Source organism: Acidocella sp. (genome assembly GCF_013044125.1).
Lineage (GTDB): Bacteria > Pseudomonadota > Alphaproteobacteria > Acetobacterales > Acetobacteraceae > Acidocella.
The window spans coordinates 1-16,121 of record NZ_JABEVC010000157.1 but is presented as its reverse complement, the minus strand read 5'-3'; the positions used below and the strand labels follow the sequence as shown (position 1 = coordinate 16,121).

Annotated in this window: 14 protein-coding genes, 1 tRNA gene and 1 pseudogene; 8 read left to right on the top strand and 8 right to left on the bottom strand. The window is 63.3% G+C overall.

Annotated elements, in window-relative coordinates; genetic code table 11:
• Positions 1-27: 27 nt before the first annotated feature.
• Complete coding sequence (gene rpsD, locus HKL97_RS09890; RefSeq protein ID WP_291424875.1) at positions 28-642, top strand: 30S ribosomal protein S4; 615 nt, start codon at positions 28-30, stop codon at positions 640-642.
• Positions 643-771: 129 nt separating this feature from the next.
• Positions 772-1,143 carry a hypothetical protein gene (locus HKL97_RS09885; protein WP_291424873.1) on the top strand — a complete coding sequence of 124 codons (372 nt, stop codon included), beginning with the start codon at positions 772-774 and terminating at the stop codon, positions 1,141-1,143.
• A gap of 205 nt (positions 1,144-1,348) precedes the next feature.
• Here HKL97_RS09885 and HKL97_RS09880 read toward each other — a convergent pair whose 3' ends face one another.
• On the bottom strand, positions 1,349-1,648 hold the full coding sequence (locus HKL97_RS09880; protein ID WP_291424871.1) for a hypothetical protein: 300 nt from the start codon (positions 1,646-1,648) through the stop codon (positions 1,349-1,351).
• Positions 1,649-1,777: 129 nt separating this feature from the next.
• Here HKL97_RS09880 and HKL97_RS09875 point away from each other — a divergent pair, with 129 nt between their 5' ends.
• Entirely contained in the window at positions 1,778-2,446 is a 669-nt protein-coding gene (locus HKL97_RS09875) for a DsbA family oxidoreductase (RefSeq protein ID WP_291424869.1), read from the top strand.
• A gap of 72 nt (positions 2,447-2,518) precedes the next feature.
• On the top strand, positions 2,519-3,526 hold the full coding sequence (locus HKL97_RS09870) for a lipid A deacylase LpxR family protein (protein WP_291424867.1): 1,008 nt from the start codon (positions 2,519-2,521) through the stop codon (positions 3,524-3,526).
• A gap of 45 nt (positions 3,527-3,571) precedes the next feature.
• Here the strand turns inward: HKL97_RS09870 and lptB are convergent, their stop codons facing one another.
• The 7 genes and pseudogenes from lptB to HKL97_RS09835 form a co-directional block, all read right to left on the bottom strand.
• Positions 3,572-4,315: an LPS export ABC transporter ATP-binding protein gene (gene lptB / locus HKL97_RS09865; protein ID WP_291424865.1), complete on the bottom strand. Its 744-nt coding sequence runs from the start codon at positions 4,313-4,315 to the stop codon at positions 3,572-3,574.
• Positions 4,312-5,208, bottom strand: a complete 897-nt coding sequence (locus HKL97_RS09860; protein WP_291424863.1) for an LptA/OstA family protein — start codon at positions 5,206-5,208, stop codon at positions 4,312-4,314. The genes lptB and HKL97_RS09860 overlap by 4 nt, the downstream gene beginning before the upstream one ends.
• Positions 5,208-5,861 carry an LPS export ABC transporter periplasmic protein LptC gene (lptC, locus tag HKL97_RS09855; RefSeq protein WP_291424861.1) on the bottom strand — a complete coding sequence of 218 codons (654 nt, stop codon included), beginning with the start codon at positions 5,859-5,861 and terminating at the stop codon, positions 5,208-5,210. The genes HKL97_RS09860 and lptC overlap by 1 nt, the downstream gene beginning before the upstream one ends.
• Positions 5,858-6,832 (bottom strand): SIS domain-containing protein, encoded by a 975-nt coding sequence (locus HKL97_RS09850; RefSeq protein WP_291424859.1) that lies wholly within the window; start codon positions 6,830-6,832, stop codon positions 5,858-5,860. Before HKL97_RS09850 ends, lptC begins: the two co-directional genes overlap by 4 nt.
• A 119-nt stretch (positions 6,833-6,951) precedes the next feature.
• Positions 6,952-7,047: pseudogene (locus HKL97_RS09845) on the bottom strand (iron permease); the annotation flags it as partial.
• A 144-nt stretch (positions 7,048-7,191) separates the two neighbouring features.
• Positions 7,192-7,821: a ribonuclease D gene (locus tag HKL97_RS09840; protein ID WP_291424857.1), complete on the bottom strand. Its 630-nt coding sequence runs from the start codon at positions 7,819-7,821 to the stop codon at positions 7,192-7,194.
• 62 nt (positions 7,822-7,883) lie between these two features.
• Positions 7,884-7,969 (bottom strand) — tRNA-Leu (locus HKL97_RS09835).
• A gap of 127 nt (positions 7,970-8,096) precedes the next feature.
• Between HKL97_RS09835 and HKL97_RS09830 the strand changes: the two genes are divergently transcribed.
• From HKL97_RS09830 to HKL97_RS09815, 4 genes are all read left to right on the top strand, one after another.
• On the top strand, positions 8,097-9,023 hold the full coding sequence (locus HKL97_RS09830) for a complex I NDUFA9 subunit family protein (RefSeq protein WP_291424855.1): 927 nt from the start codon (positions 8,097-8,099) through the stop codon (positions 9,021-9,023).
• Positions 9,024-9,257: 234 nt separating this feature from the next.
• Complete coding sequence (locus HKL97_RS09825) at positions 9,258-10,691, top strand: NAD(P)-dependent oxidoreductase (protein WP_291424853.1); 1,434 nt, start codon at positions 9,258-9,260, stop codon at positions 10,689-10,691.
• Between the two features lie 5 nt (positions 10,692-10,696).
• Entirely contained in the window at positions 10,697-15,229 is a 4,533-nt protein-coding gene (gene gltB / locus HKL97_RS09820; protein ID WP_291424851.1) for a glutamate synthase large subunit, read from the top strand.
• Positions 15,230-15,286: 57 nt separating this feature from the next.
• Positions 15,287-15,955, top strand: coding sequence for a glutathione S-transferase family protein (locus HKL97_RS09815; RefSeq protein ID WP_291424848.1), 669 nt, complete (start codon positions 15,287-15,289; stop codon positions 15,953-15,955).
• The last annotated feature ends 166 nt before the right edge of the window (positions 15,956-16,121 follow it).

The following is a 16,121-nucleotide window of genomic DNA, read 5'->3' as shown; positions in this document are numbered from 1 at the left end:
GGAATTTTAACAAGAAAGGCCAGCGCCATGACCAAGCGCACTGAGAGTAAGTATAAGATTAACCGCCGTTTGGGCGTTAACCTGTGGGGCCGCGCGAAGTCGCCGGTCAACAAGCGTGAGTACGGCCCCGGCCAGCATGGCCAGCGCCGCAAGAAGCCGTCGGATTACGGCGTGCAGCTCATGGCGAAGCAGAAGCTGAAGGGCTACTACGGCAACATCTCCGAAAAATCCTTCTACAAATATTACGAAGAAGCCGTGCGCCGTAAGGGCGACACGTCTGAAAACCTCATCGAGATCCTGGAGCGCCGCCTCGACGCCGTGATCTACCGTATGAAGTTCGCGGTCACCCCGTTTGCCGCGCGCCAGTTCGTCAGCCACGGCCATGTGACCGTGAATGGCCAGAAGGTGAACATCCCGTCCTACATGGTCAAGGACAACGATGTGATCGAGGTGCGTGAGAAATCCAAGCAGCTCGCCGTCGTGCTCGATGCCGCCCAGTCCTCCGAGCGCGATGTGCCGGAGTATATGGAAGTTGATCACCGTGCGATGAAGGGCAAGTTCCTGCGCACCCCCAAGCTGGCCGATGTGCCCTTCCCGGTGCAGATGGATCCGAACCTGGTGGTGGAATTCTACTCGCGTTAAATTCCGCGCAACGCGTATCACGAACACGGCACCTTCGGGTGCCGTTTTTGTTTGGTACTGGTTACATGCGGGAAATTCCGGCGTTACAGTTGCTCTCTACATGGAAGATCTTACCTCAAGGAGATTTCCATGCGCCGTCCTGCTCTTGCCGCCCTGCTTGGTCTTGCTGTCTTGCCGGGCTTTGCCGCCGCCCAGCCTGTTCCCAATCCGCCGTCCGGCCCCGGCATGATGGGCGGGCCGGGGTGGCGCCATGAAGGCCACCGGCCCGAGGATCCGGCCGCGTTCCTGATGAAATTCTACGCCGCCAACACCACGCATGACGGCCATCTGACCCTGGCGCAGGCGAAGGCCGCGGGCATGGGGCCGATTGCGGAGCATTTCACTGAAATTGACACCAAGCATCATGGCTACATAACGCCATATGACATCGAAGCCTGGCGCCTGGACGCCATGGCCAGGCGCCTGGAGCTCCGGGGGGATCAACTGCGCGCCCAGGATTAGAGCGCGATCGTTTGAGGTTCGCTCAGCCGAGCGGGCCGAAAGCGTGAATCGCCCTCAGAAAAAGGGCTAGAGCCTGATCACACTTTAACCAATTAGGCTCTAGTGGGACACGTCATTGAAAATGCCGTGTCCCACTAGCGTCATATTTAGCGCGCGCCGCCCACCAACCCGCGCTAGTACCCTGCGTCATGAATGACGCGGGGTACTAGCGGTTTTTGTTCCGGCCCTGGGAGATGGTCTGCCCAGGCTTCTGCCCAGGATCGCCGGTTACGAACATCTGGTGCAGAATCTCGGCTGCGCTGGGCTCCACATAGGCGCTGCCCGCGCCGCCGCCGGCGGGGCTGGCGGCGGCGTTGCCTCCGGGGAGGAACTGCGAGGCAACCGAGCCGGGGCCGAACAGGTGCACCACCTGACCCGAGGGCGGCGGGTTGGGCGGCTGGCGGGCCTGGGCCGCGCCGGCGCTGCACAATGCGGAAAAAATGACGAAGAACTTACTGATTTTCAAAAATTTATCTCCAAAAAGGGGAGGCGGCGGCCAAGCCGTATCATCGCGCCGGGCGTGGCCGCGTCAAGTCATGGCAGTGTCCGAAAACACCGTCTCGCGGAAAGCCAAAATCCGGGCTAACATTTTGCCATGAATATTGTCGCCCCTCTGCCGGCGCGGCTGGTGGTCGAAGTTGTTTTCGATTTCGTTTGCCCCTGGTGCTACCTGGGCATCAAGCGCCTGTCCTTCCTGCTGGAGCGGCGGCAGGATTTCGCCGTCGAGCTGCTCTGGCGGCCGTTTCTGCTTAACCCGGACATGCCGCGCACCGGCATGTCGCGCGCTGACTATATGATCCGCAAGTTCGGCGCCGAGGACCGCGCGCGCCGGCTGTATGCCTCCATCGCGGAGCTTGGCGCGGCCGAGGGGATCATGTTCAATTTTGCGGCCATCCGCCGCACGCCGAGCAGTGTGGATGCCCACCGTCTGGTGCGTCACGCTGCGCGGTCCGGCCCCGCCGGCGGGCTGGTGAAGCGCATTTTCCACGCGCATTTCGTCGAAGGTGCCGACATCGGCAGCCATGCGACTCTCAAAGCCCTGGCGGCCGCTCAAGGCATGGACCCCGCCGCCACCGCGCAATTTCTGGCCTCCGGCGAGGGGGCCGACGCGGTGCATTCTGAGAATCTCCACGCGCACCGCCTGGGAATCAACGGTGTGCCCTGTTTTGTGGTCGATGGCGAACATGCCATCGCCGGGGCGCAGGAAACCGAGGTTCTAGAGCGATTGCTGGACCTTGCCACTTGCACCAGTCGCGAGCGATGATATCTCAGGACATGTCCGCCAGTTAAACCTGGGATTAAGCGGTTTTAAGCCGATGAGAGTCATACATAGCCCATGAGCAAAATCCACTGCGTCTATAACGTCACTTTGTCCCTCGGGGTGCTTCTGGGCTCCGCGAGTCTGGCCTGGGCCGGCAATCCGCTGCCTGATCCCGGCAGCATCCTCACCGTGCAGGTGGAGAACGATGCGCTCTCCATCCCCAGTACCGATGAATTATACACCTCCGGCATTCACCTGGGTTATGTAACCCCCACCGGCGCGCTGCCCGATTTCCTCAGCCAGTTCGGCACGCAAATTTTTGGGGGCGGCACGCAAAGGCTGGAATTGAGCCTTGATCAGGTGATTTTTACACCGACCAACACCCAGCTCTACACCCCCAACCCGCGCGATATGCCCTATTCCGGCCATCTGTCGCTCAGCGCCAGCCTGATCCAGGACACCACAGGCACCCGCAGCGTGGCGGGGATGAGTGTCGGCGTGGTCGGGCCGGATGCGCTTGGCCAGTCGGTGCAGAACGGCTTCCACGAGCTTATCGGCGATACGCCTAACCGCGGCTGGCGCTATCAGCTGCACAATGAGCCGACGCTGGATTTCTTCGGTAGCCGCATCTGGCGCGATGACATCGCGAGCTTCGGCAACGGCGCGCTCGGCCTGCAGGTGCTGCCCCAGGTTTCGGCTCAGGCGGGCAACACGGAAATTTATGCTCAGGCGGGCGGCCTTGTCCGCCTGGGGCAGGGGCTGGACTCAGATTTCGGCCCCTCGCTGCTTGGCAACGGCCTGAACGGCACAGATGCTTATACGCCGACGCAGCCTTTGGTCTGGTATGTCTTCGCCGGTGCCGATGGCCGCCTGGTCGGGCATAATATCTTCATCCAGGGGAACGATTTCCAGTCCAGCCGCCATGTGGCCCTCACGCCGTTGCAGGGCGAAGCGGAAATCGGCGCCGCCATGATCGTTTATGGCTTTCGCATCACCGCCACGGAGGTTCTTGAATCGCCGCAGTTCCACCACTCCGCCCCGGCCTTCCAGTACGGCTCGATCGCGATTTCGGGACGGTTCTGAACTTTCAGGAAACACCAAGGGGCGAACCCCCCTTGGCGCCTGATTTCAAAGGCTGAATTTTTCACCGAGATAAACGCGCCGCACATCCTGGTGCGCGACCACAGCGTCGGGTTTGCCTTCCATCAGCACTTCGCCGTCGTAGAGGATATAGGCGCGATCGATGATCTCCAGCGTCTCGCGCACGTTATGGTCGGTGATCAGCACGCCCAGGCCGCGGTGCTTCAAATGCGAGACCAGATCCCGGATCTCGCCCACGGCGATGGGGTCGATCCCGGCCAGCGGTTCATCGAGCAAAATATAATTCGGCGCGGTTGCCAGAGCGCGGGCGATTTCCACGCGGCGGCGCTCGCCGCCGGAGAGCGCCAGCGCCGGGGTGCGGCGCAGATGGGTGATGCCAAATTCCGCCAGCAGCTCGTTCAGCAGCGCCTCGCGCCGGTCGCGGTCAGGCTCCACCACTTCCAGCGCCGCCATGATGTTCTGCTCCACGTTCAACCCGCGGAAAATGCTGGCCTCTTGCGGCAGATAGCCAATCCCCAAGCGCGCGCGCCGGTACATCGGCAGGCTTGAGATTTCCGCCCCGTCGAGCGTGATGGCGCCGCTGTCAGGCGCGATCAGCCCGACGATCATATAGAATGTCGTGGTCTTGCCGGCGCCATTCGGCCCGAGCAGCCCCACCGCCTCGCCGCGTTTCACCGAGATGGAGACGTTGCGCACCACCGGGCGTTTCTTGAAGCGCTTGCCAATGCCGGTGGCGACGAGCCCGCCGTGATCCAGTGCTGATACGTTCATTTTTGCGGCGCCGATCCGGGGATGATGGTCCCGGCGACCTGCCCGCCAGGGCCCGCCAGCAGGGTGGCGATGCCGGTCTTCATATTGACCAGGGCATCGCTGCCGCTCATTTCATTGGGCCCCTGGATGATATGCACATCGCCGCCCAGGCGCGCGCGGCCCTGTTGCGGCAGATACACGCCGGTGTCGCCGGTCGCGGTGTCTCCCGTGGTGTGGATCACCACATGGCCGATCGCCTCCACCTTTTGCAGTTGCCCCGCCTGGCCGGCAATACCGCCGCCGGCCGCCGCCGGGGTTGCCGCCGCCGGGGCCAGATCGCCGATCAACGTATCAGCGGCGACCGAGCGGCCGTCATTGGTCACGATCAACGCATTGCCGCGCGCCACCGCCTGGCGTTTGGCCGCATAATATTCAACTGAATCACGCGCCGTGATGGTGTCGTCCGGCGTTGTCAGTTTCAGATGCTTGCCGGTGAGCACCAGCACCGCGCCATCCATGCTGTAAACCGCGTGGTCGCCCCAGGCGTTATCGGTCGCGGTATAAATATGCACATGTCCGACAGCCTCGATCTCATAGAGAGAGGTATTGCCCTGGTTGAGAATATCGGTGGCTGAACCAGGCGCCTGCGCGGCACCAGCGGCGGCGGGGGTGTTTTTGCGGTAATGCGCGATCAACTGGTCGGCCGTCACCGTCACCGCGCCGCGCACCGCCTTGGCGTTGCCCATGGCGATGACAACCTGATTTTCCTGCTGCCATTGGATGCCCTGCGAGGCTGTGATCTGAATCGGTTGCGGGGTGCTGCCCGGCGTGCCGCCAAGGTTGAGCGGCTGCGCGCCTGCGGGGGCGGCGGCGGCAATCAGGATCAGAGCTGCGCCGAGGGAACGTAATTTCATTATTGCGCCTGTGTCAGCGTCATCGCCGCCGGACCATTGAAGGTGATATCCGTGCCATGGTTGCTCACCACAAAGCCATTGGCGGCGTTCAGCGTGCCAAAGGGGCCTTGAACCTGCACGGGGTCGGTGCTGACGGCGCTGCCCGCATGCAGATCTATGCGGACATGCGGCACCGTCATGGTCGTACCGTCGTTGCGGTAGAGCGTGACATTGCCGGTCAGCCCCAGCGTGCCGGTTTTCTGGTGGTACATCCCGGTGTCGGATTTCAGGAGAAGCCACGCGCCGGATTTAAGCGTCAGGTCGCCGATAGGCGCCTTTAGCACCACATTGCCGTCGCCTTGTTCGTCCGCGCTAACGGCGGTGAGGGTAAAGGGTTGGCCCTGGTCATCCGTGCCGCGATATTGCGCGCCCTGCATATGCGAGGCGGTGTTCTGCTGCGTGGTGTTTTGCACATGGTAGGTCACGCGGTTCGCATCCGGCCCGGCGTGCCAGGAGGGCGCCAGCGCCAGCGCCAGCAGCAGCAGCACCGCCGCCACGGGCAGCAGCTTTTTCAGCATGGTCACGGTCACGCTGCGGCGCGTGATGGTGGAGATCTCCTCCGGGTTGCGCCGGCGCAACCCGTCCAGCAGCCGCGGGGGGGCGATGCGGCTCATGCCAGTCCCGCGCGCAAAAGGTCATGAATATGCAGGATGCCCTTAATCATCCGTGCGTCATCCACCACAAATAAGGCGGTAACGGGGCGGGTTTCGCTGTTCATCTCACGCAGCGCCTCTTCGGCCAGGGCCTCCGGGCCGATGGTGCGCGGGTTCGCGTTCATGATATCCTCGACATTGCGGCCGAGCAGGTCCGGCCCCATGGCGCGGCGCAAATCGCCATCTGTCACCACGCCGAGCAGCTTGCCGGCGCCGTCCACCACGCCCAGCGCGCCAAAGCGCTTCGCCGTCATGGTGATCAACGCGCGGTCCATGGTTGTGCCAGGCGAAACCAGGGGCAGTTCGCCGCCTTTGTGCATCAGGTCGCGCACCCGCTTCAGCCGCGCGCCAAGCTTGCCGCCGGGATGAATATCCCTGAAGTCGCGCGCCGAAAATCCGCGCCGCGCCAGCAGCACCACGGCTAGCGCGTCGCCCAGGGCCATCTGCATGGTTGTGCTGGTGGTCGGCGCCAGACCGATCGGCCCGGCCTCCGGTGCTGGCGGGAGAATCAGCGCGATGGTGGCGGCGGTGCCTAGCGTACTGCCCGCCGCGGCGGTGATGCCGATCAGCGGCAGGCCGATGCGGCTGGCGTGCGCCACGATCGCGGCGAGTTCGGTGGCCTCGCCGGAGTTGGAAAGCGCGATTACCGCATCCCCGGCGATGATCATGCCCAGATCGCCATGCGCGGCCTCGGCCGGGTGCACGAACAGCGCGGGCGTGCCGGTGGAGGCCAGGGTCGCGGCGATTTTGCGCGCCACATGGCCGGATTTGCCCATGCCCGTCACCACGACGCGGCCGGGAATGGCGATGAGTTGATTAACAGCCGCGCGGAAATCTTCCCCGAGGCCGGCACCCAGGGCGCTCAGCGCCGCAGCTTCGGTCGTAAGAACATCTCTCGCGATGGCAAGATCATCATGGAGATCGTCAGACATGCTTGCGGTATGAACAGGGCGGCCCGCGCGGTCAACTGACGGATTGGCAACACAGGGTAACCAATAAACGCCGTGTGCGTTTAAATGTAACATCAGAACGGAATTTTCACCTCCAGCCGCCGCCCGGCAACGCCCTCGGCAGCGGCCAGAATGATCCCGATGATCAGCCCCGCTCCCATCGCCTCGGGAAAGACGATGATCATACTCACAAACATGCTGGTCCGCTCTGCGTCAATAATTGCAAATGAAAATTATTCGCAATTAAAGGAAGGGTATAGACCAAGCCTCGATGGTGCAAGAGCGTCGCGTAAATAATTTTGCCGGAACCGGGGAGGGGGCAGCCAGACCGCCGGAGCGCCTCAGTGGTGAAACAGGTCCGGGTCGGCGTAGCCGAGGAGATCAAGCTTCGCCAGCGTGGGCAAAAACGCATAGGCCGCCTGGGCGATGTCCATGCGTCCCTCGCGCTGGAGCAGCGCTTCCAGGCGGGACCAGATGGCGTGCAGATACAGCACGTCGGAGGCCGCATAGGTCAGTTGTTCGGGGGTTAGCGCCAGCGCCCCCCAGTCGCTGGTTTGCTGCTGCTTGGAAATTTCCACCCCGGCCAAATCGCGGCAGAGGTCCTTCAGGCCGTGGCGGTCAGTGTAGGTGCGCACCAGCTTCGAGGCGATTTTGGTGCAGACCACCGGCGCCGTGAGCACGCCCAGGCCGTTCAGCATCGCCGCGATATCAAACCGCGCGAAGTGGAACAGCTTGGTCACCGCCGGATCGGCCAGCAGCGCTTTCAGGTTCGGGCAATTTGCTCCCTGGCCGCCGAGGCGCTCAGGGATGATCTGTACCAGATGCGCGCTGCCGTCGCCCGAAGAGAGCTGTACCAGGCATAGCCGGTCGCGCCTGGGGTCGAGGCCCATGGTCTCGGTATCGATGGCAACAACCGGCCCGAAGCTCAGCCCGGCCGGCAGGTCGTGCTTATGCAACTGGATATTGCTCATTGAGACCTTGCAAAGCGCGGGGCGCTTGGCCCGCCGTGCGGACAAAATGTTGTGAGAAAAATTGGTGCCCAGGAGAAGACTCGAACTTCCATGACCTTGCGATCGCTAGCACCTGAAGCTAGTGCGTCTACCATTTCGCCACCTGGGCAGTCCAATTTTCGCGCCCCGAAGGAACGCCGTGGCGGGCTTTAGCTCCACGAATCAGCCACGTCAACCATGGCTTGAGCGGCGTGTTCCACGCGCCTACAACCCGAGGACAGTAACAGGGGGTTCAAATGGCGCCAACGGGTAAAATTGCGACGGTTTTCGGCGGTTCCGGGTTTCTGGGCCATTATGTGGTCAAGCGCCTCGCCGCCCTGGGATACATCGTGCGAATCGCAGTGCGCGACACCGAATCCGCGATGCCGCTGCGCCCCATGGGCGGCCCGGGCCAGATCGTGCCGTTGTACGCCCCCGTGCATGAGGAAGCCCAGGTAGCCCGCGCCATCGAGGGCGCCGAACTGGTCGTCAACCTCACCGGCATCCTGGCTGAGCGCCGCAAGGGTGATTTCATGCGCACCCATGCCGAGGGGGCAGGGCGCATCGCCCGAATCGCCGGCAGCGCCAATGTCCGCCACCTGGCGCATGTCTCCGCCATTGGCGCTGATGCCGCCAGTCCCAGCCTATATGCCCAGAGCAAGGCCGCCGGCGAGGCCGCCGTGCGTTCCGCCTTTCCCGCGGCCGCGATTCTGCGCCCCTCCATCATCTTCGGCCCCGAGGATCATTTCTTCAACCGCTTCGCCGCCATGGCCAGCCTCTTCCCGGTCATTCCCATCACCGGCGGCGCCGCGAAATTTCAGCCGGTCTATGCCGGCGACGTAGCCGATGCCGTGCTCGCCTCGCTGGCCCCCGCAGCCCAGGGGCAGACCTTCGAACTCGGCGGGCCTGAGGTGAAGAGTTTTAAAGAACTCATTGAATTCATGTTAAATGTAACGAATCGGAAGGGTTGGGTGCTGGATCTGCCGCCGGGCCTCGCCAGCTTCCAGGCGCTGTTTCTTGAGCGCCTGCCCGGCAAGTTGCTGACCAGGGATCAGGTCAAGCTGCTCCAGAGCGACAATGTCGTTTCCGCCAACGCCCCCGGCCTGTCCAGCCTAGGGATTGTTCCCACCCCGATGGACCTGATCGTACCGGGCTATCTGGCGCGTTTCCGCCGAAAGGCATGACTTGCCATCCGGGGTGGCAAAATAAGGCGCAAACCGGACCTAAATTACCCAAAGTTCAGTTTGGCAACTCCCGGCCGGTAAAATTTTTCTGGATTATAGGGCTGCATAACTGTCCTATATCTAAAAAACCGCTGGTATTCCGCCAATAACTCGGTTAAGACCCTGCATCACTTGGCTGCGCGAGCTTGTGGTTCGCGCAGCATGTCATTTTGCTTGATGAGGCGGGACCGAAACATGGCCGAGCGTATGCTGCAATTTACCCATCTGCCCCAGCAGCCGCCGGAAAAGCGTGATGCCGCCGTCCGCCGCGCCGATTTCGATGAGATCTACAAGCGCTTCGATGTGCAATCGGCCAAGGCGCAGGCTAGCCGGTGCAGCCAGTGCGGCATCCCCTTCTGCTCCATCCATTGTCCGCTCTCCAACAACATCCCGGACTGGTTGAAGCTCACCGCCGAGGGGCGGCTTGAGGAAGCGTATGAGCTTTCCTCCGCAACCAACACATTTCCTGAGATTTGCGGCCGCATCTGCCCGCAGGACCGGCTGTGCGAAGGCAATTGCGTCATCGAAAAAGGCTTCGAATCCGTCACCATCGGCGCGGTGGAGCGCTACATCACCGACACCGCCTTCGAGCAGGGCTGGGTCAAGCCAATCCAGCCCCGCCATGAGCGCGCTGAAGCCGTCGGCATCATCGGCGCCGGCCCGGCCGGTCTCGCCGCCGCCGAGGCGCTGCGCCAGCAGGGTTATCAGGTCACGGTTTATGATCGTCACGACCGCGTGGGCGGCCTGCTCATTTACGGCATCCCCGGCTTCAAGCTGGAGAAGGAGATCGTGCTGCGCCGCTGGAAATGGCTTGAGGAAGGCGGCGTAAAATTCGTGTTGAACGCCGATATCGGCGGCAAGATCACCTTCGCCGCGCTGCGCGCGCAGCATGGCGCGGTGCTGGTTGCAACCGGCGTGTACAAGCCGCGCGAAATCGCAGCCCCCGGCTCGGGCCTGTCCGGTATCGTGCCCGCGCTGGATTATCTCATCACCTCCAACCGCAAGAGCCTGGGTGATGCCGTGCCGGAATTCGACTCCGGCAAGTTCAACGCGGCGGGCAAAAACGTGGTGGTCATCGGCGGCGGCGACACGGCGATGGACTGCGTGCGCACCGCCATCCGCCAAGAGGCCAAATCCGTTACCTGCCTCTACCGCCGAGACAAGCAGAACATGCCGGGCTCACTGCGCGAGGTCGCCAATGCCGAGGATGAGGGAGTGGTCTTCAGCTGGCTCGCCGCACCCGAGGCATTTCTGGGCGGCACCGGCGTCACCGCCGTGCGCGCGATAAAAATGCATCTGGGCCTGCCAGACGCCTCCGGCCGCCAATCGGTCGAGCCCATCGAGGGTTCGTCCTTCACCATCCCGGCGGATCTGGTCATCAAGGCGCTTGGGTTCGACCCCGAGGACATGCCAAGCGCCTTCAACGATCCTTTCCTCAAGATCACCGCCTGGGGTACGCTCAAGACCAACCCGAAAACCTTCGAGACCAGCCTGCCCGGCGTGTTTGCTGCTGGCGACATTGTGCGCGGCGCTTCGCTGGTTGTCTGGGCCATCCGCGACGGCCGTGACGCCGCCGCCTCCATCCACCAGTTTTTCAAGGCGCAAAGCCTTTCCCAGGCTGCGGAGTAACACACATGAACCACGAAACCGGCGCGGAATTTCTCTCGGCTTGGTCCGACAATGCTCAGATTCTGAAGGAAACATATAGCCAGAGCCAGGAGCATGACAACTGCGGCGTCGGCATGGTCGCAGCCCTGGACGGCAAAAAGCGCCGCGATATCGTGAAGGCCGGCATCGACGCGCTGAAGGCCGTCTGGCACCGCGGCGCCGTGGATGCCGATGGTAAGACCGGCGATGGCGCGGGCATTCACATCGAAATCCCGCAGGATTTTTTCGCGGCTGAAGTCCGCCGCTCGGGCGATGGCCTGCGCGAGGGGCCGATCGCAGTCGGCATGGTGTTTCTGCCCAAGACCGACCTCGGCGCGCAGGAGCGTTGCCGCCAGATCGTCGAGACCGAAATCCTCAGCCTCGGCTACCGTATTTACGGCTGGCGCCAGGTGCCCATCAATGTCGAGTGCATCGGCGAGAAGGCCAACGCCACCCGCCCGGAGATCGAGCAGATCATGCTCTGGAACGCCCGCGGCGTGCCAGAGGACGTGTTCGAGCGCGAGCTCTACATCATCCGCCGTAAGATCGAAAAAGCCGCGATCGAGGCGCAGATACCTGATCTGTATCTCTGTTCGCTGTCCTGCCGCTCGATCATCTACAAGGGCATGTTCCTCGCCGCCTCGCTGACCGATTTCTACCCGGATCTGCTGGACGAGCGTTTCATCTCGCGCTTCGCCATCTACCACCAGCGCTATTCCACCAACACCTTCCCCACCTGGAAGCTGGCGCAGCCCTTCCGCATGCTGGCGCATAACGGCGAGATCAACACGGTCGCCGGCAACATCAACTGGATGCAGAGCCACGAGACCCGGCTGGCCGCCGAAGGGCTGGATGATTTCCTCAATTATGTGAAACCCGTGGTGCAGGCCGGCGGCTCTGACACCGCGGCGCTTGATAACGTGTTCGAGCTGCTGGTGCGCGCCGGGCGCGACGCGCCGATGGCCAAAACCCTGATGATCCCGCCCTCGATCAGCAACGACGCGACGATGCCCAAGGCGCATCGCGACCTGTTTTTATACTGTAACGTGGTGATGGAGCCGTGGGACGGCCCGGCGGCGGTCGCCGCCACGGACGGCAATTTCGTCATCGCCGGGCTGGACCGCAACGGCCTGCGCCCGCTGCGCTACACCGTCACCCACAACCACATGCTCATCGTCGGCTCCGAGACGGGCATGGTGAAGCTGGACGAGGACAATATCGTTGAGAAGGGCCATGTCGGCCCTGGCCAGACCATCGGTGTCGATCTTGGCGCGGCCAAGTTCTACCATGATGCCGAAATCAAGGACATGCTGGCCGCCCGTCAGGATTTTGGCGCCTGGGTGAAGCGCATCACCGTCATTGACCACATCGTGAAAACCGATGCGCCCGAGCCGGTGCGCCTTGATGCGCTCTCGCTGCGCCGCCGCCAGCTTGCCGTAGGCTTCACGCTGGAAGACATGGAGCTGTTGCTGCACCCGATGGTGGACGACGCGCAGGAAGCCACCGGCTCCATGGGCGATGACACACCGCTCGCCGTCCTCTCCGACAAATACCGCGGCCTGCATCATTTTTTTCGCCAGAGCTTCTCCCAGGTCACCAACCCGGCCATCGACTCCCTGCGTGAAACCCGCGTGATGTCGCTGAAAACCAGGCTGGGCAACCTCGGCAACGTGCTCGATGAAGACTCCGAGCAGTGCGACCTGTTGCAGCTCGACAGCCCCGTGCTCTCCACCGCCGAGTTCGAGGCGATGCGCAAGACCATGGGCAGCAACGCCTGCGTGGTGGACTGCACCTTCAAGGTCATCAACGGCGAGGATGGCCTGCGCCGTGCGATCAAGCGCATCCGCCGCGAGGCCGAGGAGGGTGTGCGCGCCGGCTGCACCCATGTCATCCTCACCGATGAGGCAATCTCGCCCGAGCGCGCGACCATCCCGATGATCCTCGCCACCGGCGCGGTGCATACCCATCTGGTCCGCCAGTCCTTGCGCACCTTCACCAGCCTCAACGTCCGCTCGGCTGAATGCCTGGATGTGCATTATTTCGCCGTGCTGGTCGGCGTGGGCGCCACCACCATCAACGCCTATCTGGCGCAGGAATGCATCGCGGACCGCCACGCCCGCGGCCTCTTTGGCAAGCTTTCCTTGAAGGAATGCGTCTATCGCTACAAAAAAGCGGTAAATAAGGGCCTGCTCAAGATCATGAGCAAGCTCGGCATCTCGGTTATCGCCTCTTATCGCGGCGGCTATAATTTCGAGGCCATCGGTCTCTCGCGCGCGCTGGTTGGCGAGTTCTTCCCCGGCATGAACTCACGGATCTCCGGCATCGGCCTGCCCGGCATCGCGCATAAGGTGCTGGGGCTGCACGAGGCCGCCTGGGGCGGCAACATCGTGCCGCTGGAGATTGGCGGCATGTACCGCCTGCGCCGCGCGGGTGAGACCCACGCTTTTGACAACAACGCCATCCATCTTTTGCAAAAAGCGGTCGGCAGCAACAGCTACCAGCTCTACCGCCGCTATGCGGAATCAGTGCGCCAGCAGCGCCCGGTGGCGCTGCGCGACCTGCTGGACTTCCGCACCGATGGCCTGACACCCATCCCGGTTGACGATGTCGAGAGCATCACCGAAATCCGCAAGGTTCTGCTTGCGCCGGGCATTTCGCTGGGCGCGCTCAGCCCCGAGGCGCATGAGACGCTCTCCATCGCGATGAACCGCATCGGCGCGCGCTCGGATTCCGGCGAGGGCGGCGAAGATCCCTCGCGGGCTGAACCGCGCCCCAATGGCGACAACGCCTCCTCCGCCATCAAGCAGATTGCCTCCGGGCGCTTTGGCGTCACCGCCGAATATCTGAACGACTGCAAGGAGATCGAGATCAAAATCGCCCAGGGCGCGAAACCGGGCGAGGGCGGGCAGCTGCCCGGCTTCAAGGTGACGGAGCTGATCGCCAAGCTGCGCCACGCCACCCCCGGCGTCACGCTCATCAGCCCGCCGCCGCATCATGATATCTACTCCATCGAGGACCTGGCGCAGCTCATCTATGATCTCAAGCAGATCAACCCGCGCGCCACGGTCTGCGTCAAACTGGTCTCGCGCTCGGGCATCGGCACCATCGCCGCCGGCGTGGCCAAGGCCAAGGCGGATGCCATTCTCATCTCCGGCCATGTCGGCGGCACCGGCGCCTCGCCGCAATCCTCGGTGAAATACGCCGGCATGCCATGGGAGATGGGCCTATCCGAGGCGCATCAGGTGCTCATGCTCAACCGGCTGCGCCATCAGGTCACCCTGCGCGCTGACGGCGGGATCAAAACCGGGCGCGATGTCGTCATCGCCGCCATGCTCGGCGCCGAGGAATATGGCATCGGCACCGCCTCGCTGGTCGCCATGGGCTGCATCATGGTCCGCCAGTGCCACTCCAACACCTGCCCGGTCGGCGTGTGTGTGCAGGATGAGGATCTGCGCAAGAAGTTCGAGGGCACGCCCGAGAAGGTCATCAACCTGTTCTCCTTCATTGCCGAGGACGTGCGCGGCATCCTGGCCTCGCTCGGCTTCAAATCGCTGAAAGAGATCATCGGCCGCACCGATCTGCTGCATCAGGTCAGCCGCGGCGCTGATTATCTGGACGATCTGGACCTCAACCCCATCCTCGCCCAGGCCGACCCCGGCCCGCATGCCCGCTACTGCACCCGCATCGGCCGTAACGAGGTGCCCGAGACCCTGGACGCGCAGATGATCGCCGACGCCCAGCCCTTCTTCCAGAACGGCGAGAAGATGCAGTTGCAATACAACATCCGCAACACGCACCGCGCCATCGGCACCAAGTTCAGCTCGCAGATCGTCGCCAAATACCGCAAGGCGAAGCTGCAGCCGGACCATGTGACAGTGCGCCTGCGCGGCTCCGCAGGGCAGTCTCTGGGCGCCTTCGCGGTGGCCGGCCTGAAGCTGGAAGTCTTTGGCGACTCCAACGATTACGTTGGCAAGGGGCTTTCCGGGGCGACCATCGTGGTCCGCCCGGTGCCGTCCTCCAAGCTCAAGACCAACGAAAACACGATCGTGGGCAATACCTGCCTGTACGGCGCCACCTCGGGCAATCTGTTCGCCGCCGGGCGCGCGGGTGAGCGCTTCGCGGTGCGCAACTCCGGCGGCACCGCGGTGGTCGAGGGTGTCGGCTCCAACGGTTGCGAATACATGACCGGCGGCACGGTCGTGGTGCTGGGCGAGGTGGGCGACAATTTCGGCGCCGGCTTCACCGGCGGCATGGCTTTCGTCTACGACCCCTCCGGGCAGTTCGAGCTGCGTATCAACCCGGAGTCGCTCACCTGGCAGCGAGTCGTCACCCCGCATTGGGAGGGCGTGCTGAAATCCCTCGTGGAGCGCCACGCCGTGGAGACGGAGAGCCGCTACGCCGCCGCCATTCTCAATGGCTGGCCGCGCGAGTGCGGGCATTTCTGGCAGATCGTACCGAAGGAGTATGTAAAATACCTGCCCGCGCCGTTGTCGGAGGAAGCCACCGAGAAGAGCGCGTAGGCATCGCCGGGGCGGGCTCACTTTCAGTGCGCCCGCTCTAATGGCATAAAGTCCGCCATGCGAGTCCTGTATCATCTGCCTCTGTCGCCCTTCGCCCGCAAAGTGCGTCTGGTCCTGGCCGAACGGCGTCTGCCCTTCGAGCTTCGGATGGAAAAAGTCTGGGAACGCCGCCCGGAATATCTGGAACTGAACCCGGCCTGCACGGTGCCCACGCTGGTTGAGGACAGCGGCCTCGTCGTCCCTGATTCTGCGGTGATCTGCGAATATCTGGAAGAAGCCTATCCGGATATGACCCTGCTGGGCCTCAACATGCCCGAGCGAGTGGAAGCCCGCCGGCTGGTCAAATGGTTCGACGAAAAATTCTTCGCCGAGGTAAGCCGTAACCTCGTCTGGGAAAAGCACATGAAGCAGGCGCTGCGTCTGGGCGCGCCGGAGGCTGGCGCCCTGCGCGCGGGCTACGCGAACCTCAAGCAGCATCTGCTCTACATCGGCTGGCTGGCTGAGCACCGCCGCTGGCTGGCGGGTGAAAACCTCTCCCTGGCTGATTTCGCGGCCGCCGCGCAGCTCTCCTCGCTGGATTTCATCGGCGATGTTGACTGGAGCGTCTCCCCCGCCGCCAAGGACTGGTATGCGCGCATGAAATCCCGCCCCGCCTTCCGCGCCGTGCTGGCGGACCGCATCAACGGCCAAGCCCCGCCGCCGCATTACGCGGATTTGGATTTTTGAGCCAAACCCTCCTCATCTTCGGCCTTGGCTATTCCGGCCGGGCCATCGCAACCGCCGCCGTTGCCGCTGGTTTCACCGTCGCCGCCACATCGCGCAACCCGGCGGGGCAGGGGGTGCAGCCCGGTGTCAGCGTCATCGCCTTCGATGCCGCCGCCCCCGCCATCGC